This window comes from Hydrogenophaga sp. OTU3427, assembly GCF_038440225.1.
Taxonomy (GTDB): Bacteria; Pseudomonadota; Gammaproteobacteria; order Burkholderiales; family Burkholderiaceae_C; genus Hydrogenophaga.
Window position 1 is genome coordinate 95639 of sequence record NZ_JASATI010000005.1, and the last position, 21360, is coordinate 116998.

Consider the following 21360-nt stretch of genomic DNA (forward strand, 5'->3'; position numbering starts at 1 on the left):
CCGATTTCCGCTGCGTGCTGGTTGGGCTGGTGGGCCCTGGTGCCGATGGTGCTGCCGGCCCCGGCACGGGCCGAAACGCCGCCCGTGCTGGAGAACAGCCTGGGCATGCGTTTCGTGCGCGTGCCGGCAGGCAGCTTCCGGATGGGCCACCAGGAGCCGGCCGAGCGCTGGGCGGCCGACTTCCCGCAGTACCCCCCCGACCGTTTTGCCCAGCTGTTCGACGAGGCGCCGGTGCACACGGTGCGCATCACGCGTGCGTTCTACCTGGGCCAGCACGAGGTGACGGTGGGCCAGTTCAGACGCTTTCTGGCGCGCTCCGGCCACGTGCCCGAGTCGGTGCGCGACGGCACGGGTGGCTACGGCTACAACCCGGCCTACGACCCGGCCACCTCGGCGCGGGGCGATGCCTTTGAAGGCCGGCTCCCGCGCTATTCCTGGGCCAACCCCGGCTTTGCCCAGACCGACGACCACCCGGTGCTCAACGTCACCTGGTTCGACGCCGTGGCCATGGCCGAATGGCTCAGCCGCCAGGAGGGACGGCGCTACCGCCTGCCCACCGAGGCCGAATGGGAATACGCCTGCCGCGCCGGCACCGACAGCCGCTACCCCAACGGCAACGACCCGCAGCGCCTGACCGAGATCGCCAACACCTTCGACGCCGACTCGGCCGTGAACTGGTCGCGCTGGTCCAGCTTTGCCCTGCGCGGCAGCGATGGCTATGCCTTCACGGCGCCGGTGGGCCGATTCGCGCCCAACGCCTGGGGCCTGCACGACATGCTGGGCAACGCCTGGGAATGGGTGTCCGACTGGCACGAGGACGATTACTACGCCCGCTCGCCGGTGAACGATCCGCGCGGGCCCGACACCGGCGATGTGCGCGTGCGACGCGGCGGTTCGTGGCACAGCTGGGGCCTGTACGCGCGCTGCGGCTACCGCAACTGGAACGCGCCCGGCACCCGCTACACCCTGGTGGGCATGCGCCTGCTGCTGGAATCCGAGTGAGTCACGGTGCCTTGAAACGGCCCTTGCGTGCCGCTTCCTTGGCGGCTTTCTCGGCCGCGCGCTGGGCCTCTGCCGCCTGTGCCACGGCCACCCAGCCCAGGAACTCGTCCGGCGTTTCCAGCGTGGCGCGGCCCAGCAGGCCGCCGCGGTATTCGGTCAGCACGATCTCGGCGGCCTTTTGCAGGTCGACCCGGCCCTTGCCCTGCAGGCAGCCGCGCCGGCTGCCGATGGCGCTCAGCAGCGCCTCGTCGTTGCCCACGTCCAGACTGGGCAGCTTGTAGCGGGCCAGCAAACCGGCGGCGTAGTGCCCGCGCAGGTAGCCCAGCAAGGCCATGGCCACGTCCTGCTCGTCGTAGGCGTTGCGGCCCACGGCGCCACTGGCGGCGAGGCGGTAGCCACTTTCGGGCACGCCGATGCGGGGCCACAACATGCCTGGCGTGTCGTACAGGTAGAAGTCGTCGGCCAGCACCACGCGCTGCTCGCGCCGGGTGATGCCGGCCTCGTCGCCGGTGTGGGCGGCGCGTTTTTTGACCAGGCTGTTGATCAGGGTGGACTTGCCCACGTTGGGGATGCCGCAGATCAGCACCCGCATGGGCTTGACCATGCCGCCGCGCCCGGGGTCCAGCTCGAAGCAGGCCTGGATGAGCTTTTGCGCCGGCGCGATCTCGCTGGCGTCGAGCAGCACCGCGCGGGTCCGAGGCTGGGCGTTGTAGTGGGCCAGCCAGAGGGCGTTGCGCTCGGGGTCGGCCAGGTCCTGCTTGTTGAGCACCTTGAGCGTGGGCTTGGCACCGATCAGCGAGGCCAGCAGCGGGTTGGCGCTGGAGCCGGGCAGGCGGGCGTCCAACAGCTCGATCACCACATCGGTGTCGTCCAGGCGCTCGGTGATGGCCTTGCGCGTGAGGTGCATGTGGCCCGGAAACCACTGGATGGTCATGGCGGTACCTTCCGGAATCAGGCCACCGCGCGCGGCTTGCCCAGCCGCTCGGGCGAGGTGTAGCGCTGCAGGTAGATGTCGAAAGGCAGGCTGTCGTTGGCCTCGATGTGCTTCTGTTCCTCGACCGAGGCCGCCGCCATCGCGTCGAAGTTCGCCTGCTGTTCGGCGCTCCAGGGCAGGGACAGCAGGTGGTCCTGTGTCCGGCGCGAACGCTCGCGCACGAAGGACACGAAGGAGTTGCCGTGGCGCTCGTGCATGGCCTGTAGCACGCGGGCCGAGGGCAGGGTGTCGGGGGCGGTCAGGCTGCCCTGGGCGTCTGACACGGCGCGGCTGTAGTCCTCGGTGCCGTGGGCGGCGTCCAGGGCGGCGGCGATCGGCGCACATTCGGCCAGCAGCGCCGCGCCCCATTCGACCAGCGGGACCTCGGCGCCATCGCGGCGCAGGGTCAGGCCCGGCTCGCGCCCGCGAGCGGCGGTCAGGTGCTGGTTGTGCTTGAGGTCGTCGATCTCCCGCGGGGTGTCGGGCGGACTCTCGCTTTGCAGACAGTGCAGCAGGAAAACGTCGAGAAAACGCAGGGTCTGGGCGTTGATGCCCACCGGCTCGAAGGGGTCGAGGTCCATCAGTCGCACCTCGACGTACTCGACGCCGCGCTCGCGCAGGGCATGCAGGGGCCGCTCGCCAGGGAAGATCACCCGCTTGGGGCGGATGGTGCCGTAGAACTCGTTCTCGATCTGCAGCAGGGTGGTGGCAAGCTGGTTGTAGTCGCCGCCGGGGTTGCGTATGCCCACCTGTTCGTAGGCCGGGTAGGGCCGGGTCAGGGCCTCGTGCAGCGAGGCGGCATAACCTTCCAGCCCGTTGTAGCTCACGGCCAGCGTGGCCTGGGCATCGCTCTGGTAGCCCAGGCGGCCCATGCGCAGCGAGGTGCCATATGGCATGTACATGCTGCCTTCGCCCAGCGGCTGCAGCTCGTGCTGGCGGCCTTCGACGAAGGTCTTGCACAGCGCTGGCGAGGCACCGAAGAGGTAGAGCAGCAAAAAGGCGTGGCGGCGGAAATTGCGGATCAGCGCGAAGTAGCCGTCGCTGTCCACGCCGGGTAGCGACCAGTTGTAGTGGATGCCCGAGATGGTCTGCATGCGCCGGCCGTAGCGGTGGCCCAGGCCCATGCGGTAGACGCTCTTGGCGCGGCCGACGTTGGACGAGCCGTAGCGCCCCAGCGGGATGGTCTCGTCGGTGGGCAGGCCACAGGGCATGCTGGAGACCCACAACATCTCGTGGCCCAGTTCGCGCATGACGCGGTAGGTGAACTGGTGGACCTGGGTCAGTTCGTCCAGGCAGTCGTTCACCCCGGCGTGCACCCCGGTGATCAGCTCCAGCTGCGATTCGCTGTAGTCGGTGGTGATGTGCGGATGGGTGAGGGCCGAGCCCAGGGCCGCCGGGTGCGGCGTGAGCGCCAGCCCGCCGCCGGGCAGCGCGCGCAGGCTCTCTTTCTCGATGCCGCGGCGTATGCCGCGCAGCCTGTCGGCCGGCAGCATGGCCGGGCTGTCCATCCCGCCTCTGGTGTTCATGTCGTTCTAGGGAAAATCGCTGAAAAGGGCGACGAACATACCACGTGGGCGCCCCGGCTGCCCAGCCCTGGCGCAAACGTCCCGGTCAAGTGCGGGCATGGGGCGCGGGGCTGGCTAACATGGCGCCAGTCCTGTAGTGCTTTTGTGCCCGTCCATGTCCTTGCCCACCCCCTTGCCCGCCAGCCACGCCGTCCACCAGCTGCGGGTGGTGCTGTGGCCCGGCGATGCTCCCGTGCAGGTGCCGGTGTTGCCTGGACAGACCCTGTTGCAGGCGGCGCTGGCCCAAGGCGTGGAATGGCCGCGCTCCTGCCGCAACGGCACCTGCCGCACCTGCCTGGGCCGGCTGGGGCAGGGCCGGGTGCGCTACAGCGTCGAATGGCCCGGGCTGAGCGCGGAGGAGAAGGCCGAGGGCTGTGTGCTGCCCTGCGTGGCCCATCCCCTGGAGGACGTGAGCCTGTTGCCGCCGTGACCGCGCATCAGCCCATCAGGTGGGTCTTGAAGAAGTCCAGCGTGCGGCCCCATGCCAGTTGGGCGGCGGCGGCGTCGAAACGGGGCGTGGTGTCGTTGTTGAAGCCGTGCTGCGTGCCCGGATAGCTGTGGGCCGTGTAGCGCACGTGGGCGGCCTTGAGCTCCTTCTCATAGGCCGGCCAGGCGGCGTTGATGCGCTCGTCGACGCCCGCGAAGTGGATCAGCAGCGGCGACTTGACCCAGGCGGCGTCCTCCACCGGTGGGTGGTTGCCGTAGAAGGACACGGCGGCGGTGAGGTCGGGCAAGCGGGTGGACAGCATGTGGGCGATGCCGCCGCCGTAGCAGAAGCCGACCACGCCGACCTTGCCGGTGCTCTCGGGGCGCACCTTGAGCGCAGCGCAGGCGGCGATGAAGTCCTCGCGGCACTTGGCCTGGTCGAGCTGGGCGAACAGGTTGCGGGCCTTGTCCTCGTCGCCCGGGTAGCCGCCCAGCGAGGTCAGCATGTCGGGCGCGAAGGCCAGGAAACCGTCGAGGGCCAGGCGGCGCGCGATGTCTTCGATGTGGGGGTTCAGGCCCCGGTTTTCGTGCACCACCAGCACGGCGGGCAGTTTGCCGCCGGCGTTGGCGGGCCGGGCCAGGTAGCCCTTGACCGTGCCGTGGCCCTTGGGCGACGCGTAAGTGATGTGGCTGGTGGCCAGCCGGGCGTCGTCGGGCTTGACCACCTGCGCCTCGGCGAACTTGGGGCTCAGCGAGGCCAGCAGGCCTGCCGCCGTCAGCCCGCCCACCGCGAACTTGCGGGCGCGGTCCAGAAAGGTGCGGCGGTCGATGTCGCCGTGCACGTAGGCGTCAAACAGAATGAGCAGTTCCTGGTCGAAGTCGGAGGCGGTCAGGCGGGTCATCGGCGGTCTCCTTGTGATGGAAATGTCAATTTAGCCCGCCTGGCGGCCGCCTGCCTATTGGGGGTTATTCCCCGTCTTCAGTTGACCATCACCAGTTTGCCCTTGACGGAGCGCGAACCCATCACCGCATAGGCCTGCTTGAGCTCGGCCATGGGCAGGGTGCGGTCGATCACCGGTTTCACCTTGCCCTGGGCGTACCACTGCGCCAGGGTGGCCATGTCGGCGGCGTTGGCCCGGGGCTCGCGCTTGGCGTAGTCGCCCCAGAACACGCCGACGATGGACGCGCCCTTGAGCAGGGCCAGGTTGAGCGGCAGGTTGGGGATGGGGCCGCTGGCGAAGCCCACCACCAGGTAGCGCCCGCGCCAGGCGATGGAGCGGAAGGCCGGCTCGGCGAACTCACCGCCCACCGGGTCGTAGACCACGTCCGGGCCCTTGCCCCCGGTCAGGCGCTTGATCTCGTCGCGGAAGCTGCCCGAGGGCGTGTGCACGCTGTAGTTGAGGGTTTCGTCGGCGCCCTCGGCCCGGCACAGGGCACATTTCTCGTCGCTGGAGGCGGCGGCGATCACCCGGGCGCCCACCGCCTTGGCGATCTGTATGGCCGCCGTGCCCACGCCGCCCGCGGCGCCCAGGATCAGCACCGTCTCGCCGGCCTTGAGCGCGGCGCGGTCCAGCAGCGCGTGGTAGGAGGTGGCGTAGATCATGATGAAGGCCGCCGCGTCCACGTGGCCAAAGCCCTCGGGCAGCGGAAAACACAGCGCCGCCGGCGCCAGCGTGTGGGTGCCGAAGCCACCCGTGCCGCTGAGGCAGGCCACGTTCTGACCCGGCTTCAGGTGGGTCACGCCGTCGCCCACGGCCTCGACCACTCCCGCGTACTCCGAGCCCGGCACGAAGGGCAGGGGCGGCTTGAACTGGTACTTGTTCTGCACGATCAGCAGATCCGGGAAGTTCAGGCTGGCCGCCTTGATGGCGATCAGCACCTCGCCGGGCTTGGGCACGGGCGTGGGCAGTTCCTTCCAGCTCAGGGCGTCAACGCCCACGGGGGTTTCGCAAAGCCAGGCGTGCATGGGTCTCTCCATCGGTGTCACAGAAGTGGTCCATCATAGGCATGAGGGCTCTGCGACGGCGGCGCGCCTTGTCCCAGGTGTGACCTCTAGAATCCCGAGAAATGAAAATCCTCCTGTCCAACGACGACGGCTACCAGGCCCCGGGCATCGTCGCCCTGTTCGACGCGCTCAAGACCCTGGGCGAGGTCGAGGTGGTGGCACCCGAACACAACAACAGCGCCAAATCCAACGCCCTGACCCTGCATTCGCCGCTCTACGTGAACCGGGCGGCGAACGGCTTTCGCTATGTCAACGGCACGCCGGCCGACTGTGTGCACATCGCGCTGACTGGCCTGCTGGGGTACAAGCCCGACCTGGTGGTCTCGGGCATCAACAATGGCGCCAACATGGGCGACGACACGATTTATTCGGGCACGGTGGGCGCGGCCATGGAGGGCTACCTGTTCGGCATTCCGGCGGTGGCTTTCTCCCAGACCGAAAAAGGCTGGAAACACCTGGACGCCGCCGCCGCCAAGGCCCGTGAACTGGTGCAGCACCTGATCGCCTCGCTGCCGCCGAGCGGCACGGCACACGCCGACCCGTGGCTGCTCAATGTCAACATGCCTTGCGTGCCAGCGCAGGACATGAGGGGTTTCAAGGTCGCCCGCCTGGGTCGGCGTCATGCGGCCGAGCCGGTGATTGCCCAGACCAGCCCACGCGGCGAAACGATGTACTGGATAGGTGGCGCGGGTGCCGCCAAGGACGACGCTGAAGGCACAGATTTCCATGCCACGGCCCAGGGCTACGCCACCATCACGCCGCTGCATGTGGACCTGACCGACCACCAGCGCCTGCCCTACTGGGCGCAGACGGCCGCCGCGCTGTCGCGCAAGCCCTGACATGAACGCACCGAAGCCGCGCCCGGGCTTTCCTGCGCGCCTGCCCGCGGGCGCGCCAACGCCCGTGCCGGCCCGCGCCAGGCAACCCCAGAAGCCAACGCTGCCCGCCAGCAGCGGGCTGGGCCTGGACTCCCACGCCGTGCGCCAGGCCATGGTGCGCAAGCTCAGCGGCCAGGGCATCACCCACGCCGAGGTGCTGGCGGCCATGGGCACGGTGGAGCGGCACCGTTTTGTCGACTCGGCCCTGGTCAACCAGGCCTACGAGGACACCAGCCTGCCCATCGGCCTGGGGCAGACCATCTCCAAGCCCAACGTGGTCGCCCGCATGCTGGAGCTGCTGTGCCATGGGCGGAGCCTGCCGCTGGGCCGGGTGCTGGAGGTGGGCACCGGCTGTGGCTACCAGGCGGCGGTGATGAGCCTGCTGGCCAAGGAGGTCTACAGCATCGAGCGCCTGAGGGGCCTGCACGACAAGGCGCGCGAGAACCTGCGCCCGCTGCGCCTGCCCAACCTGCACCTGCTGCTCGGCGACGGCATGCTCGGCTATGCGGCCGGCGCACCCTATGCCGGCATCCTGGCGGCGGCCGGCGGCGAGGCCATTCCCACTGCGTGGACCGACCAGCTCGCGGTCGGTGGCCGGCTGGTGGCGCCCGCCGCGCTGACGCCGGGGCGCCAGCACCTGGTGGTGATCGACCGCACCGCGAACGGTTTGCAACACACGGTGCTCGAGCCCGTGCACTTCGTGCCTCTAAAATCCGGGGTTGTTTGAAGACCGCCGTGTGGCCCCGTGGGCTGCGCGGCCTAGGTGAGGAATATCCATGACAACAGGTTTGAAACCGCGGGCCATGGCGCCGCGATCGGGCGCGGGGCGTGCGCTGCTGGTACTGACCGCCGCGCTGGTGCTGGCCGGCTGCACCACGCAGCGGCTGGGTCAGAAGGCGCCGGTGGTGGACCGCAGCACCGCCCGCACGCCCTCGGCCTCCGATGGCAGCGGTTCATCCGCCACGCCGGTGCCGCTGGGGCCGGTCGCGCCGGCCCTGCCTGGCGCCGAAAACGCTGGCAAACCGGGCTACTACACCGTGCGCCCCGGCGACACGCTGATCCGTATCGGCCTGGAGACTGGCCAGAACTGGCGTGACATCCAGAACTGGAACGCACTTGCCAATCCCAACCTGATCGAGGTCGGGCAGGTGCTGCGCGTGGTGCCACCGCTCGCCGATCCGTCGCAGCCGGCCGCCGCGCCGGTGGCGTCCAGCTCCGTGGCCGCGCGCCCCTTGCCGGTACCGGCGCCTGTGGCGCCGCCCGCGCCCGCGCCAGCGGCCATTCCCGCTGGCGACGATGTCGCCTTTGTGTGGCCCGTGCCCGGCGGGGTGCTCGAAACCTTCGACGAGGTCAAGAACAAGGGTGTGGACATCGCCGGCAAGATGGGCGACCCGGTGCTGGCCGCGGCCGATGGCCGGGTGGTCTACGCCGGTGCCGGCCTGCGGGGTTACGGCAACCTGATCATCCTCAAGCACAACAACACCTACCTGACGGCCTACGCCCACAACCAGAACCTGCTGGTGCGCGAGGACCAGGCCGTCAAGCAGGGCCAGAAGATCGCCGAGATGGGCAGCAGCGACGCCGACCGCGTGAAGCTGCACTTCGAGGTGCGCCGCCAGGGCAAGCCGGTCGATCCGCTCAAGCACCTGCCCGCGCGCTGAACAAGGCCCAGGCCGGCAGGGGGCGCCGGCCTGAGACAATCGGGGGCATGAGTCAATTGCCCCTTTCCGAATCCGAAACCCCTCTTGACGCGGCGCCCGCCGCCAGCGGCCTGCCCGCCGGCTGGCTGCGCATCGACGCCCTGGACATCGAGGCCCAGGGCGTGGCACGCCGCGACGATGGCAAGGTCATCTTCGTCGAAGGCGCGCTGCCCGGCGAGCTGGTCAGCGCCAGCACCCACCGCAAGAAGAACAACTGGGAGCAGGCCACGCTGACGGCCTTGCACACCACCTCGTCGCAGCGCGTGACACCGGGCTGCCCCCACTTCGGCCTGCACGCCGGCGCCTGCGGCGGCTGCAAGATGCAGCACCTGCACGTGGGCGCCCAGGTCGCCATCAAACAGCGGGTGCTGGAGGACAACCTCTGGCACCTGGCCAAGGTCAAGGCGGAGATAGTGCTGCGCCCCATCGAAGGCCCGGCCTGGGGCTACCGCTGGCGCGCCCGGCTGTCGGTGCGCCACGTGGCCAAAAAGGGCACCGTGCTGGTGGGTTTCCATGAGCGCAAGAGCCGCTACGTGGCCGACATGGGCGAATGCCACGTGCTGCCGCCCCATGTGAGCGCCATGCTGCCGCGCCTGCGCGAACTGATCGGCGGCATGGCCGCGCGCGACACCTGCCCGCAGATCGAGCTGGCTTGTGGCGACCACACCACGGCCCTGGTGCTGCGCCACCTGGAACCGCTGAGCGATGGTGATCTGCAGCAGTTGCGCGACTTCGCCACCCGCCACGCCGAACACGGCCTGCAGTGGTGGCTGCAGCCCAAGGGGCCGGACACGGTGCACCTGCTCGACCCGGTGCCCGAAGGCCGGCAGCTGTCCTACGCCTTGCCCGAGTTCGACGTGGTCATGCCCTTCAAGCCGACCGACTTCACCCAGGTCAATCCCCACATCAACCGCGTGCTGGTGGGCCGCGCGCTGCGCCTGCTGGATGTGCAGCGGCAGGAGCGGGTGATCGACTGGTTCTGCGGTCTGGGCAACTTCACCCTGCCGCTGGCCACCCAGGCCGGCGAGGTGCTGGGCATCGAAGGCAGCGACACCCTGGTGACCCGCGCGACCGACAACGCCCTGCGCAACCGCGCCGCCTCGCCGAAGCAGCACTGGGCGCCCACGCGCTTCGTGGCCCGCAACCTGTTCGAGATGACGCCCGCCATGCTGGTGGCGGACGGCGCGGCCGACAAATGGCTGGTCGATCCCCCGCGCGAAGGCGCCTTTGCCCTGGCCAAGGCCCTGGCCGACCTGCACCAGCAGTCGCTGGGCGTGGCCGAGCCCGGCACCGAGGTGGCGCTCGACGGCTGGACGCCGCCCCGGCGCATCGTCTACGTGAGCTGCAACCCCGCCACGCTGGCACGTGACGCCGGCCTGCTGGTGCACCAGGCGGGCTACCGCTGCACGGCGGCGGGCGCGGTCAACATGTTCCCGCACACGGCCCACGTGGAAAGCGTGGCGGTGTTCGAGCGGGCGGACTGATTCACTCCCCCGCGCCGCCTTCGGCGTCACCCCCCAGGGTATGCCAGCCGTCCGGCAAAGCCGACCCTGCGGCATCCCTGGCGGGCCGGCTTCATGCGATGGTCGTGGTGTGCCGGACGTGTGTCAGCCGCTGCGCTGGTTGGTTGCCGGGCGCTGCGGCGTGCCGCCGGTGCCCGTGCCCGAGGCCCCGGCCGGACGTGGCGGGGTGGTGGTGCTGGGCGCACCACCGTTGGCGGCGGGCAGGATGGGCTTGATGGACGGAATGGGCGGTGCGCCGGCCGCCGTGGGCCGCACGGCCGAGCCCGGCGCCTGACCACCCTTGGCGGGGGCGCTGGCGCTGTGGCTGGTGCCGGCCTTGCCGACCGGTTCGCCGTCGGCGGTTTCTTCGATCATGGCCGGCTTGGGCTTGGGGGGCATGCCGGCGACCTTGTTCTCGCGCATGTACTCGTCCATCTCGCGCCAGCCGGTGAACACCGCGGCCTTGCCGGCCTTGGTGTTGTTCTGGTAGCACTCCTCGATGCTGCGCTCGGCGTGCCGGCAGGCGCTGCCGATGGCCTTGCCCTCTGCCTCTTTCTGCGCGGCGATCTGCGGGGCCGTTTCGATGCCCAGCAGGTCGCAACCGCCCAGGAGCAGGGCCACGGACAGGGCGGACCAGCGGACATGGCGCGGGCAGGCGGGACGGCAGACGACGGACCTCATGGGTCTATTGTCGGCCGACCGGGGGCCAACTTGAAGGGATTTGAAACACAAAAGGGACCCGAAGGTCCCTTTTTCCATCACCGGTCTGCGCCAGATCAATCCCGTTCGCCGCCGAAGATGCCCAGCAGGGCGAGCAGGCTCTGGAAGATGTTGAACACGCTCAGGTACAGGCCCAGGGTGGCGCTGATGTAGTTGGTTTCGCCACCGTCGACGATGCGCTTGAGGTCGTACAGCAGGAAGCCGCTGAAGACGATGATGGCCATCACGCTCAGGACGGCCATGCCCACGGGGCTGCCCACAAACACGTTGATGATGCCGCCGATCAGGATGCCGATGGCGCCGATGAACAGCCACTTGCCCATGCCGGTCAGGTCACGCTTGATGACGGTGGACAGGCTGGCCATGACCAGGAAGATGCCGCCGGTGCCACCGAAGGCCGTCATGATGAGTTCGCTGCCGTTCTTGAAGCCCAGCACCTGCGCCAGCAGGCGGGCCAGCATCAGGCCCATGAAGAAGGTGAAGGCCAGCAGCACCGGCACGCCGGCGGCCGAGTTCTTGGTCTTCTCGATCGCGTACATGAAGCCGAAGGCACCACCCAGGAACACGACCAGGCCCATGAAGCCGGTCAGCGAGGCGGTGATGCCGGTGGCCACGCCCACCCAGGCGCCCAGCACCGTGGGCACCATGGACAGGGCCAACAGCCAGTAGGTGTTGCGCATCACGCGGTTGCGCTGCTCGACGCTGGCCGCGCTGCCAAAGCCGTCGTAGGTCTGGGGATTGAGGTTCATGGTGTCGCTCCTGAAGGTCAAATGGGGCGGCTGCCCGGAAAAACAAGTTGTACCGCCACACGGTGGCGACCGTGGCGCATTCTAGGGCGCCGTGAGGTCAAGGGTGAATTGACCTCAATCGGCGGAATGACACACGGATTCGACCAGCGCTGCGGTTAAGCTTGCCGCCTTCCCTAGATCCTTCCCTGCAGGAAACGTTCATGAAAACCAAATCCGTGCTCGAACTGGCCGACGTCAAGGCCATCGCCGCCGCCGCCGAAGCCGAAGCCCTGAAGAACAGCTGGGCCGTCACCATCGCCATCGTCGACGATGGTGGCCACCTGCTGTGGCTGCAGCGCCTGGACGGCGCACCCGCCATTTCCTCGCACATCGCGCCCGCCAAGGCACACACCGCCGCGCTGGGCCGCCGCGAAAGCAAGGTCTACGAAGACGTGATCAACCAGGGCCGCACCTCCTTCCTGAGCGCGCCCACCGTGGCCGGCATGCTCGAAGGTGGTGTGCCCGTGATGAAGGACGGCCAGTGCATCGGCGCCGTGGGTGTCAGCGGCGTCAAGTCCAGCGAAGACGCGCAGATCGCGCGCGCTGGCATCGCCGCCATCGGTCTGTGAGGCCTGGCGCCCATGAAAAAGCCGCTCCTTGGAGCGGCTTTTTTTTGTGTCCTCGGTGCCTATTTGGTCAGGATCAGCTTGCCCTGGCGCGTGGCCTGCAGGCGGTAGCGCTGGCCTTCGTGTTCGATCTCGACCACCCGCTGGCCGCGCAGCAGGTCGGCGCTGCTGATACGTGCCGGCGGCGGCGCTGGCGTGCCCGCGCCGTCGGCCCGGGGGGGCTTGGGGTCCGAGGCGGGCGCGGGATTCATGGGCTGGGTTCGGTGATGAAGCCGATCTTGCGCACGCCGGAGCGTTGCGCCGCCGCCATGGCCTGCGCCACGCGCTCGTAGCGCACGGCCTTGTCGCCACGGATGTGCAGCTCCGGCTGGGGCGTCTGGGCGCCGGCCAGGGCCAGGCGGTTGAAGAGCTCGGTGTCCTCGACGCGTTCGGCGTTCCAGAAGTAGCTGCCGCTGGCATCCACGCTCAGGCGGATGGTTTCGGGCTTGTCCTGGCTGCGTTCGTTGCTGGCGCGCGGCAGGTCGACGTTGACCGCGTGTTTCATCACCGGCACGGTGATGATGAAGACGATCAACAGCACCAGCATCACGTCGATCAGCGGGATCATGTTGATCTCGCTGAGCATCTCGTCGTTGTCGTTGTCAATAGAAGAAAAGGCCATCTTTGTTCCTCGTGTCGGTGTCGGTGCGCGTGTCTGACCGGGGACACCGCCGGGCTGGCTCTGCCAGACGGCTGGTGTCGCCCCCTGGGGGGTGACGCGAAGCGGCGCGGGGGGAGCCCGTTCAGGCTTTTTTCATGGGCACGACCTTGCCCTCGCCGCCCGCGCCCACGCGGGCGCCGGTGACGAAGTAGGCGTGCAGGTCGTGGGCGAAGCGGTTGAGCTTGTGCAGCACGCCCTTGTTGCCCCGCACCAGGGCGTTGTAGCCCAGCACCGCCGGAATGGCCACGGCCAGACCCAGGGCGGTCATGATCAGGGCCTCACCGATGGGACCGGCCACCTTGTCGATGGTGGCCTGGCCGGCCGCGCCAATGCCCAGCAGCGCATGGTAGATGCCCCACACGGTGCCGAACAGGCCCACGAAGGGGGCGGTGGAGCCGACCGAGGCCAGCACCGCCAGACCACCCTGCAGGCGGGCCGTGAAGTCGTCGGTGGTGTTGCGCAGGGCACGGGTCACCCAATCGCTCACGTCCAGCGTGTCGTGCAGCTGGGGCTTGCTCTGGCCGTCCTGGTGCAGCACGTGGCGGGTGGCGTCCCGGCCTTGCAGGGCCAACTGGCGAAATGGGTTGCCTTCCTCGGCGCCCAGCTTGTCCAGGCCCTCGGCGAAGTCGTTGCTGTGCCAGAAGCCCTCCACCTGCTGCGCCTGCGCACGGTGGCGGCGCAGGTCCAGCGCCTTGACGATCATCACCATCCAGCTGGCCAGGGACATGCCCAGCAGCAGCAGCGCGACGCTGCGGGTGATCCAGTCGCCCTCGTTCCACACGTGGGCCAGGCCAAAAGAGGTTTCCATGAACACTTACTCCAGTACAAAGTTGATCGGTACGTTGAACCACATCGCCTCGGGTGTGCCGGCGCGCTTGCCTGGCACGTAGCGCCAGCGGCGCACGGTGTCCAGCGCGGTCTGGTCCAGGCGGTCAAAGCCGCTGGATTGCGCGATTTCGGCTTTCGAGGCGCTGCCATTGGTTTCGATGAACACCCGCACCACCACCTTGCCCTGTTCGCCCAGGCGCTTGCTCAGCGGGGGATAGGCGGGCCGGGGGTTGTTCAGGTAGTCGGCGTTGCTCGAGGGCAACTCGATGCGCGGCGGGGCAGGGGGATCCGCCGGGGCGGGGGCGGGCGGCGCCGTGGCGACCGGGGCGGTGATGGGTGGGGCGGGCGGCTGCGGCTGGCTGGTGCCGGTGGGCGCATCGGGCGCCGGCGTCGGATCGGGCGTCGCCACGGGCAACGGGGGCAGGGGCGCGGGCTGGCGTGGTGCCTGCTGCACCGGTTGTGGCTTGACGCGCGGCGCCGGTGGTGGGGGGGTGATGATGGGCTTGGCCGGTTCGATGAACTCCACCAGCACCTCGGCCGGCACCACCAGTTCAACGGCGCGCCGCAGCAGGCCGCTCTGCAAGGCCCACAGGCCACCAACGTGCAGGGCCACCACGCCCAGGGCGATGGCGGTGTTGCGCGGCAGCAGGGGTGAGCGGGTCATGGGGCTGGGTGCCACCGCGCCGGCAGGTGCCGCGGCGGGCGTGAAGGAAGTCGTCAGCGGGTTCATAGTGTAGAAAAGACCGGCGCGTTCAGCGCCTCAGCACCCACCAGCCCAATGCCAGCACCAGCACGAGCCCTCCGAGCAACAGGGTCATGGGTGTCCGCCATGGGTCAGGTCGACGGCCACCGTCCCGGGGCGGATGGCCGTGAGGGACAAATGGACAGGTCGGCGTGTCATGTGAAAATTATAAATGCGAATTGATCGCATTTGCGTTGATTGTTGAAAATCAGGCGCCAGGCCACAACACGCCGGGGCCCACATCGGCCAGCGTGCGGCAGCCGCAGAGCGCCATGGCGACGTCCAGTTCGTCGCGCAGCAGCCGCAACACGTGGGCCACGCCCAGGGCGCCGGCGTTGGCCAGTCCGTGCAGCACCGGGCGCCCGACCATCACCGCGCTGGCACCCAGCGCGATGGCCTTGAGCACGTCGGTGCCACGGCGCAGGCCGCCGTCCACGATCAGGGGCACGGCGCCATGGATGGCGCGGGCCATGGCGGGCAGCAGCTGTGCGGTGGCGGGCACGGTGTCGAGCGTGCGGCCACCGTGGTTGGACAGGATCAGGCCGTCGACGCCCAGGGCGATGGCCTGGGTGGCGTCCGCCGGGTGGGTGACGCCCTTGAGCAGCAGCGGCAGCCGCGTCTGCGCGCGCAGCCAGGCCACATCGTCCCAGCCGGGCGCCTGCAACAGCAGCTGATCGAACAGCCGGCTCTGGCCCGGTAGCAGGTCGGGCAGGGGTGGCACCGGCATGCCCTGGAGGTGCACCGCGTGCACGTCGGGCGGGAACTGGAGCGGGTGGCGGCGTTCGGCGTCGCGCACGCCGCTGACGGGGGCGTCCACGCTCAACACCAGCGCCTCGAAGCCGGCGGCCTCGGCCCGGCGCACCAGTTGCAGCGTCGCGTCGGCGCTGGCTTGCCAATAGAGCTGGAACCAGAGCGGGCCGCGCTCGGCCTCGTCGCGCACCAGGCGGCAGATGTCTTCCATGGGGGTGTTGGACTGGGTGCTCAACACGAAGCCGGCACCCTGTGCGGAGGCGGCCACGGCGGTGGCCGCTTCGCCATGGGGGTGCAGCAGGCGCTGGTGGGCCATGGGCGCCACGATCAGCGGATGGGCCAGTTCCCGGCCCAGCAGGCGCAGGCGGGTGTGGCCGTGGGCCAGTGGCCGCAGCACGCGCGGCGCGAGGGACAGGGCCTGCCAGGCCTGGTGGTTGGCGCGCAGCGTGAGTTCGTCGGCGGCGCCACCTTGCACGTAGGCCCAGACGCCGGCATCGAGCGCCTGGCGGGCGCGAGCCTCGTGGTCGGACAGGCTCACCAGGTCGGCGGGCAGCGTCTGCCGCGCGGCCGTCATGTGTCGGCCCACATGCGCAGCAGGTTGTGGTAGGTGCCCGTGAGGCCGGTGGCCTCGGGTGTTTCGCCGTGTTGCGCGCGCAGGCGCAGCAGGTGCATGTCCATGTCGTGCAGCAGGCGGCGCTGCTCGTCACTGCGCACCATGCTTTCAATCCAGAAGAAGCTGGCCAGCCGCCAGCCGCGCGTGACCGGCTCGACCTGGTGCACGCTGGTGCCGGGGTAGATCACGGCGTCGCCCGCCGGCAGCTTGATGCGCTGGCTGCCAAAGCTGTCCTGCACCGCCAGGGCGCCGCCGTCGTAGCTGTCGGGGTCGGCCAGGAAGACGGTGCAGGAGATGTCGGTGCGCACCCATTGGCTGGTGGCGCGGGAATGGAGCACGGCGCCGTCCACGTGGTCGCCGTAGTGGTTCTGCTGGCCGCCGTAGCGGTTGAACAGCGGGTTGAAGATCTTCTTGGGCAGGGCGGCCGAGAAGAACAGCGGGTCGCGCTGCAGGGCCCGCAGGATCAGGGCCTGCAGGGTGCGCGAGGCCTCGCTGTCCTGGGCCAGTTGCTGGTTGTTCTTTTGCGCCAGGGCCTGCCCGCCCGCGCTGTTGCGCCCGTCCAGCCAGGGCGCGTCCTCGCCCAGGTGGGCGCGGGCGACCTGCAGTTCATCCTTGGAGAGGAGGTTTTTCAAATGCAGCAGCATGGGCACGGAGCAGGGGCGGGCAGGTTGGCGCAGGGTTCTCCAGGGGCTCAGAACAGCGTCTTGAGCGTGACCTGGATGGAGCGGGGCGCACCAGGCGTGTAGAAGCCACGGTACAGCGCGTCGGCGTAGAGCTTGTCGGTCAGGTTGTTGATGTTCAGCCGGACCAGGGTCGTGTCGCTCAGGTTGTATTCGGCCATGGCGTCGATGGTGGTGAAGGCCTTGGCCACCAACTGGCGCGCGCCTTCCGGGCTTTGTTTGCCGCGGTAGTTCAGGCCGGCGCCGACACGCAGTTTCGGGCTGATGCGGTAGGTCGACCACAGGCTGGCGCTGTGCTTGGGCGTGAGCGCGGGGCGGTCGCCCTGCACCTGCGCGCCGGCGCCGTTGGCGGCCAGGGCCACGTTGCTGCTGTCGATCTTGGCGCTGGGGATCCAGGTGTGGTTGTAGAAAACGTCCCAGGCGGACGTGATGCGGCCGGCCAGGTTGAACTCCATGCCGGTGGCGTGGCGCTTGCCCGAGAGCAGTTCCTGCGCCGCGGCGGTGTCGGGGTCGGGGTTGCGCTCGTTGTACTTTTCCGAACGGAACAGGGCCACGCCCAGCGTCGCGCGTTGCTCGAACATCTCGAACTTGCCGCCGACCTCGAAGTTGCGGCTCTTTTCCGGGCCGGTGTTGGCCGTGCGGGCCGCTGGCCCGGTCGGGGTGAACTGGTAGGCGTCACCCGAGGTGTTGTAGGAGGTGCCGATGGACGCGTAGTAGGAGGTGCTGGCGTCCGGCTGGTAGATGGCGCCCAGGCGGGGGCTCCACAGGTTGTCGCTGCGGTCGAAGTTGCGCGCCGGTGTCACGGTGCCGTTGGCGGCCGTGCTGGCCGGCACTTGGTAGGAGGCGTCGAAGCGGTCGAAGCGCAGGCCACCGACCAGCTTGACCGTGTCGGTGAGGGCCACGGTGTCCTGCGCGTACAAACCGATGCTGCGGGCCTGGAAGGTGTTGTAGCTCGGGGTGCCACGGGTGTCGGGGCGCCAGTCCCCGTCGTTGGGCGTGCCCACCGTGGAGCCGAGGTTGCTGGCCGTGCCGGCGAAGTTGTTGTTGCGCTTGGCGTCTTCGTCATAGAGGTCCACGCCCGCGATCAGGTCGTGCTTCTTGCCCAGCGCCTCGAACTTGTGCGTCAGGTCGCTCTGGAACTGGGTGATGTCGCTCACGCCCTTGCGGCCCTTGGGGGTGCGGGTGATGGCGGTGTCGGGGCCGAGGTTGGCGGCCGTGGTGGCTTCGCCGTTGGTCTGGCCGAAGCGGATGACGCTGGCCCACAGGTCACGTTCGTAGCGGCCCTTGCGCACCTTGGTGCTCAGCTCCGTGTCCTTGTCGAAGCGGTGCTTGTGGGTGAAGGTCACATAGTCGGCCGAGCTGTCCTGGTAGTCGCTGGCCAGGCCGTAGTAGTTCTTGGCCGGCAGCGTGGGCTGGATCACGCCGTTGCTGGTGAACCACGGGTGGTTGTAGCTGGGGCGCCCATCGACTTCCAGGTGGTAGAAGCCGATCGAGAACTCGTCGCGCGAGCCGATGCCCCAGCGGTAGGTCGGTGCGATGCCGTTCTTGCGGGTGCTGGCGCCGTTGTTGTAGTGGTTTTCCAGCAGCGCGTTCAGCCGCACCGCCGAGTCCTCGCCGGTCTTGATGTTGAAGTCGCCGCTCAGGCGGTGCTGGTTGCCCGTGCCCAGGGTGTAGTTCACCTCGTGCTGGTCCATCAGGAAGGGCTGCTTGTTGACCTGGTTGACGACACCGCCGGTCGAGCCCTTGCCAAACAGCATGGAGGCCGACCCCTTGAGCACTTCGACGCGGTCGTGGTTGAAGGTGTCGCGCGAATACAGCACGCCGTCGCGCATGCCGTCCACGTAGATGTCGCCGGCCAGGCCGAGCGAGAAGCCACGCAGACGGACGTCTTCCTCACCGGTCTCGCCGGCCTGGAAGGTCACACCCGCGGTGGTGCGCAGCACGTCGCGGAAATCGTCGAGGTTGCGATCGTCGATCAGCCGCTCGGTCATCACCGTGACGGTCTGGGGAATGTCGCGCAACGCCTGCGTGCCCTTGCCGATCTGGGTGTCGGTGGCACGCAGCGTGGTCTTGGCGTTCGAGCCTTCGGCCTGTTCCTTGACGGTCACGGTGGACAGCGTGGCCGCGCTGGTGGGGGTGCCGGTGGTCTGGGCGGCGGCGCCCAGGGAGCCGGCCAGCAACATGGCGCCCAGCGGCAACAGGGTCGCGGGGCTGTGGACGGAGGTGGAGACGGGGGCGGCGCTGCGCTTGGAGGACATGCGGCCAGGGGTGCGTTTACGGGACATGCGAGTCAATCGGCAGAGGTTGTCGGCTGGCTGCGGCCTGGCGATGGGCATGGCGCGTGGCTGGCTGGTCACGGCAGTATAAAGCAAATGCGAACGATTCGTAATATCATGATGAACATCGTTGCTGCGACGCACAAAGAAGGCTATCGGGTTGATACCTACTATCAATAGAGCTGTGCCATTGAACGGTTCTATACTTCAAGCCATGGCGAAAACGCCTATCGATTTCCATCAACCCATAGGAGCTAACTCATGTCCATCATCAACGCCCTGTCCCTGATCAACACCAAGGTCCAGCCCTTCAAGGCCCAGGCTTTCCGTCAAGGCAAGTTCATCGAAGTGACCGAGAAGGACCTGCAGGGCAAGTGGTCCGTGCTGATCTTCATGCCGGCCGCCTTCACCTTCAACTGCCCGACCGAAGTGGAAGACGCCGCCGACAATTACGCCGAGTTCCAGAAGGCCGGTGCCGAGGTCTACATCGTGACCACCGACACCCACTTCTCGCACAAGGTGTGGCATGAAACCTCGCCCGCCGTGGGCAAGGCACAGTTCCCGCTGGTTGGCGACCCGACGCACCAGCTGACCCGCGGCTTCGGCGTGCACATCGAAGAAGAAGGCCTGGCCCTGCGCGGCACCTTCGTGATCAACCCCGAAGGCGAGATCAAGACCATGGAAGTGCACGACAACGCCATCGCCCGCGACGTCAAGGAAACCCTGCGCAAGCTGAAGGCCGCCCAGTACGTGGCCAACAACCCCGGCCAGGTCTGCCCCGCCAAGTGGAACGAAGGCGCCAAGACCATCGCGCCTTCGCTGGAATTGGTCGGCAAGATCTGATTGAGCTCCCCCCTGCGCCGCGCCTAGGGGCGCGTCTTCCCCCAAGGGGGACAACGCCAGCGGACCGGCAAAGCCGGCTCCGCGGCGTTCCCGGAGGGGCTCCCCCTCCGCCCGTTCGTTATTTGGCAGTACCGCTGCCTCATGGGCTCAACTGGCTCATGCACCAGCGGCATTGGTTCCGTGCGCCCATTTTTTGATTTTCAAGGAGTCCACCGTGCTTGACGCCACCCTCCAATCGCAGCTCCAGACCTACCTCGGCATGTTGCGCCAGCCCATCCAGCTGATCGCCTCGCTGGACGACAGCGCCACGGCCACCGAGATGCGCGGCCTGCTGGACGACATCGTGGGCCTGTCGGACAAGGTCACGCTGGACACCTCGGGCAACGACGCGCGCAAACCGTCTTTCGTGGTGGCCCGCGCCGGTGAAACCCAGGGCGTGCGTTTTGCCGGCCTGCCGCTGGGCCACGAGTTCACCTCGCTGGTGCTGGCCCTGCTGTGGACCGGTGGCCACCCCCCCAAGGTCGAGCCGGACGTGCTGGACAGCATCCGCGCCCTGGACGGCGACTTCAGCTTCGAGGTCTACATGTCCCTGACCTGCCACAACTGCCCGGACGTGGTGCAGGCGCTCTCGCTGATGGCCATCTTCAACCCCAGGGTCAAGACCGTGGTGATCGAGGGCGGCGCCTTCCAGCAGGAAGTGACCGACCGCGAGATCATGGCCGTGCCCATGGTCTTCCTCAACGGCCAGGTGTTCGGCTCGGGCCGCATGACGGTGGAGGAAATTGTGGCCAAGCTCGACGTCAACGCCGACGCCCGCGACGCGGCCAAGCTCTCGGCCAAGGACCCCTTCGACGTGCTGATCGTCGGCGGTGGCCCGGCCGGTGCTGCAGCCGCGGTGTACGCGGCCCGCAAAGGCATCCGTGTGGGCGTGGCGGCCGAGCGTTTTGGCGGCCAGGTCAACGACACGCTGGCGATCGAGAACTACATCTCGGTGCTGGAGACCGATGGTCCGAAGTTCGCCGCCGCGCTCGAAGCCCAGGTGCGCCACTACGAGGTGGACATCATGAACCTGCAGCGCGCCGAGAAGCTCATTCCCGCCGCGCAGCCGGGCGGCCTGGTGGGCGTGCAGCTGGCCAATGGCGCCACGCTGCAGGCGCGCAGCGTCATCCTGTCCACCGGCGCGCGCTGGCGCAACGTCAACGTGCCCGGCGAGCAGGAATACAAGAACAAGGGCGTGGCCTATTGCCCGCACTGCGATGGCCCGCTGTTCAAGGGCAAGCGCGTGGCGGTGATCGGTGGCGGCAATTCGGGGGTCGAGGCCGCGATCGACCTGGCCGGCATCGTGCAGCACGTGACCCTGGTGGAGTTCGCCGACCAGCTCAAGGCCGACGCCGTGCTGGTGAGCAAGCTCAAGAGCCTGCCCAATGTGAGCGTCCATGTGAACGCGCAGACCACCGAGATCACCGGTGCCGACGGCAAGGTCAACGGCCTGAAGTACAAGGACCGCGTGAGCGGCCAGGAGCAGTTGGTGGCGCTGGAAGGCGTGTTCGTGCAGATCGGCCTGGTGCCCAACACCGAGTTCCTCAAGGGCACGGTGGAACTCAGCCGGTTTGGCGAGATCGTGGTCGATGCCAAGGGCCACACCAGCGTGGACGGGGTGTTCGCCGCCGGCGACTGCACCACCGTGCCCTACAAGCAGATCGTGATCGCCGCCGGTGAAGGCGCCAAGGCCGCGCTGAGCGCCTTCGACCACCTGATCCGCCTGCCGGTGCTGGAGACCGCGGCGGCCTGAGGTCTCCCAAT

Annotated in this window: 22 protein-coding genes; 9 read left to right on the top strand and 13 right to left on the bottom strand. The window is 68.5% G+C overall.

The features are described 5' to 3' along the window. Positions 1-45 precede the first annotated feature (45 nt). Positions 46-1002: a formylglycine-generating enzyme family protein gene (locus tag AAHB17_RS04760; RefSeq protein ID WP_342129414.1), complete on the top strand. Its 957-nt coding sequence runs from the start codon at positions 46-48 to the stop codon at positions 1000-1002. Between the two features lies 1 nt (position 1003). Here AAHB17_RS04760 and ylqF read toward each other — a convergent pair whose 3' ends face one another. Both ylqF and gshA read right to left on the bottom strand, forming a co-directional pair. Further along, the gene (ylqF, locus tag AAHB17_RS04765; RefSeq protein ID WP_342129349.1) at positions 1004-1936 is read right to left on the bottom strand and encodes a ribosome biogenesis GTPase YlqF; all 933 of its coding nucleotides are present in this window, start codon (positions 1934-1936) and stop codon (positions 1004-1006) included. Between the two features lie 17 nt (positions 1937-1953). After that, entirely contained in the window at positions 1954-3501 is a 1548-nt protein-coding gene (gene gshA, locus AAHB17_RS04770) for a glutamate--cysteine ligase (RefSeq protein ID WP_342129350.1), read from the bottom strand. Between the two features lie 154 nt (positions 3502-3655). Between gshA and AAHB17_RS04775 the strand changes: the two genes are divergently transcribed. Further along, positions 3656-3970: a 2Fe-2S iron-sulfur cluster-binding protein gene (locus AAHB17_RS04775; RefSeq protein ID WP_342129351.1), complete on the top strand. Its 315-nt coding sequence runs from the start codon at positions 3656-3658 to the stop codon at positions 3968-3970. A 7-nt stretch (positions 3971-3977) separates the two neighbouring features. Here AAHB17_RS04775 and AAHB17_RS04780 read toward each other — a convergent pair whose 3' ends face one another. Then, positions 3978-4868: a dienelactone hydrolase family protein gene (locus AAHB17_RS04780; protein ID WP_342129352.1), complete on the bottom strand. Its 891-nt coding sequence runs from the start codon at positions 4866-4868 to the stop codon at positions 3978-3980. A 77-nt stretch (positions 4869-4945) separates the two neighbouring features. After that, positions 4946-5932, bottom strand: a complete 987-nt coding sequence (locus tag AAHB17_RS04785; protein ID WP_342129353.1) for an NADPH:quinone oxidoreductase family protein — start codon at positions 5930-5932, stop codon at positions 4946-4948. A 101-nt stretch (positions 5933-6033) separates the two neighbouring features. On the opposite strand from AAHB17_RS04785, the gene surE reads away from it, so the two are divergent. The 4 genes from surE to rlmD all read left to right on the top strand — a co-directional run bounded on the left by surE (position 6034) and on the right by rlmD (position 10033). Further along, complete coding sequence (surE, locus tag AAHB17_RS04790) at positions 6034-6810, top strand: 5'/3'-nucleotidase SurE (protein WP_342129354.1); 777 nt, start codon at positions 6034-6036, stop codon at positions 6808-6810. Between the two features lies 1 nt (position 6811). After that, a complete protein-coding gene (locus AAHB17_RS04795) occupies positions 6812-7576 on the top strand; it encodes a protein-L-isoaspartate(D-aspartate) O-methyltransferase (RefSeq protein WP_342129355.1) in 765 nt (254 codons plus the stop codon). Between the two features lie 76 nt (positions 7577-7652). Further along, on the top strand, positions 7653-8510 hold the full coding sequence (locus tag AAHB17_RS04800) for a peptidoglycan DD-metalloendopeptidase family protein (protein WP_342129415.1): 858 nt from the start codon (positions 7653-7655) through the stop codon (positions 8508-8510). Between the two features lie 47 nt (positions 8511-8557). After that, the gene (rlmD, locus tag AAHB17_RS04805) at positions 8558-10033 is read left to right on the top strand and encodes a 23S rRNA (uracil(1939)-C(5))-methyltransferase RlmD (RefSeq protein WP_342129356.1); all 1476 of its coding nucleotides are present in this window, start codon (positions 8558-8560) and stop codon (positions 10031-10033) included. Positions 10034-10156: 123 nt separating this feature from the next. Here the strand turns inward: rlmD and AAHB17_RS04810 are convergent, their stop codons facing one another. Together AAHB17_RS04810 and AAHB17_RS04815 are read right to left on the bottom strand one after the other, a co-directional pair. Then, positions 10157-10732 (bottom strand): hypothetical protein, encoded by a 576-nt coding sequence (locus AAHB17_RS04810; RefSeq protein WP_342129357.1) that lies wholly within the window; start codon positions 10730-10732, stop codon positions 10157-10159. A gap of 95 nt (positions 10733-10827) precedes the next feature. Beyond that, positions 10828-11520, bottom strand: a complete 693-nt coding sequence (locus tag AAHB17_RS04815; protein WP_342129358.1) for a Bax inhibitor-1 family protein — start codon at positions 11518-11520, stop codon at positions 10828-10830. A 200-nt stretch (positions 11521-11720) separates the two neighbouring features. Here AAHB17_RS04815 and AAHB17_RS04820 point away from each other — a divergent pair, with 200 nt between their 5' ends. Then, the gene (locus tag AAHB17_RS04820; RefSeq protein ID WP_342129359.1) at positions 11721-12128 is read left to right on the top strand and encodes a GlcG/HbpS family heme-binding protein; all 408 of its coding nucleotides are present in this window, start codon (positions 11721-11723) and stop codon (positions 12126-12128) included. A gap of 59 nt (positions 12129-12187) precedes the next feature. Here the strand turns inward: AAHB17_RS04820 and hemP are convergent, their stop codons facing one another. The 7 genes from hemP to AAHB17_RS04855 all read right to left on the bottom strand — a co-directional run bounded on the left by hemP (position 12188) and on the right by AAHB17_RS04855 (position 18723). Next, positions 12188-12376 carry a hemin uptake protein HemP gene (hemP, locus tag AAHB17_RS04825; RefSeq protein ID WP_342129360.1) on the bottom strand — a complete coding sequence of 63 codons (189 nt, stop codon included), beginning with the start codon at positions 12374-12376 and terminating at the stop codon, positions 12188-12190. Beyond that, positions 12373-12786: an ExbD/TolR family protein gene (locus AAHB17_RS04830; RefSeq protein WP_342129361.1), complete on the bottom strand. Its 414-nt coding sequence runs from the start codon at positions 12784-12786 to the stop codon at positions 12373-12375. Before AAHB17_RS04830 ends, hemP begins: the two co-directional genes overlap by 4 nt. A gap of 121 nt (positions 12787-12907) precedes the next feature. Next, a complete protein-coding gene (locus tag AAHB17_RS04835) occupies positions 12908-13633 on the bottom strand; it encodes a MotA/TolQ/ExbB proton channel family protein (protein ID WP_342129362.1) in 726 nt (241 codons plus the stop codon). Between the two features lie 6 nt (positions 13634-13639). Then, the gene (locus tag AAHB17_RS04840; RefSeq protein ID WP_342129363.1) at positions 13640-14317 is read right to left on the bottom strand and encodes an energy transducer TonB; all 678 of its coding nucleotides are present in this window, start codon (positions 14315-14317) and stop codon (positions 13640-13642) included. Between the two features lie 286 nt (positions 14318-14603). After that, entirely contained in the window at positions 14604-15719 is a 1116-nt protein-coding gene (locus AAHB17_RS04845; RefSeq protein ID WP_342129364.1) for an alpha-hydroxy acid oxidase, read from the bottom strand. Beyond that, entirely contained in the window at positions 15716-16402 is a 687-nt protein-coding gene (locus AAHB17_RS04850; protein WP_342129416.1) for a Fe2+-dependent dioxygenase, read from the bottom strand. The genes AAHB17_RS04845 and AAHB17_RS04850 overlap by 4 nt, the downstream gene beginning before the upstream one ends. Positions 16403-16449: 47 nt before the next feature. Continuing rightward, positions 16450-18723: a TonB-dependent receptor gene (locus AAHB17_RS04855; protein WP_342129365.1), complete on the bottom strand. Its 2274-nt coding sequence runs from the start codon at positions 18721-18723 to the stop codon at positions 16450-16452. Positions 18724-18993: 270 nt separating this feature from the next. Here AAHB17_RS04855 and ahpC point away from each other — a divergent pair, with 270 nt between their 5' ends. Both ahpC and ahpF read left to right on the top strand, forming a co-directional pair. Further along, positions 18994-19557, top strand: coding sequence for an alkyl hydroperoxide reductase subunit C (ahpC, locus tag AAHB17_RS04860; RefSeq protein WP_342129417.1), 564 nt, complete (start codon positions 18994-18996; stop codon positions 19555-19557). A 214-nt stretch (positions 19558-19771) separates the two neighbouring features. Next, positions 19772-21349 carry an alkyl hydroperoxide reductase subunit F gene (gene ahpF, locus AAHB17_RS04865; protein WP_342129366.1) on the top strand — a complete coding sequence of 526 codons (1578 nt, stop codon included), beginning with the start codon at positions 19772-19774 and terminating at the stop codon, positions 21347-21349. The last annotated feature ends 11 nt before the right edge of the window (positions 21350-21360 follow it).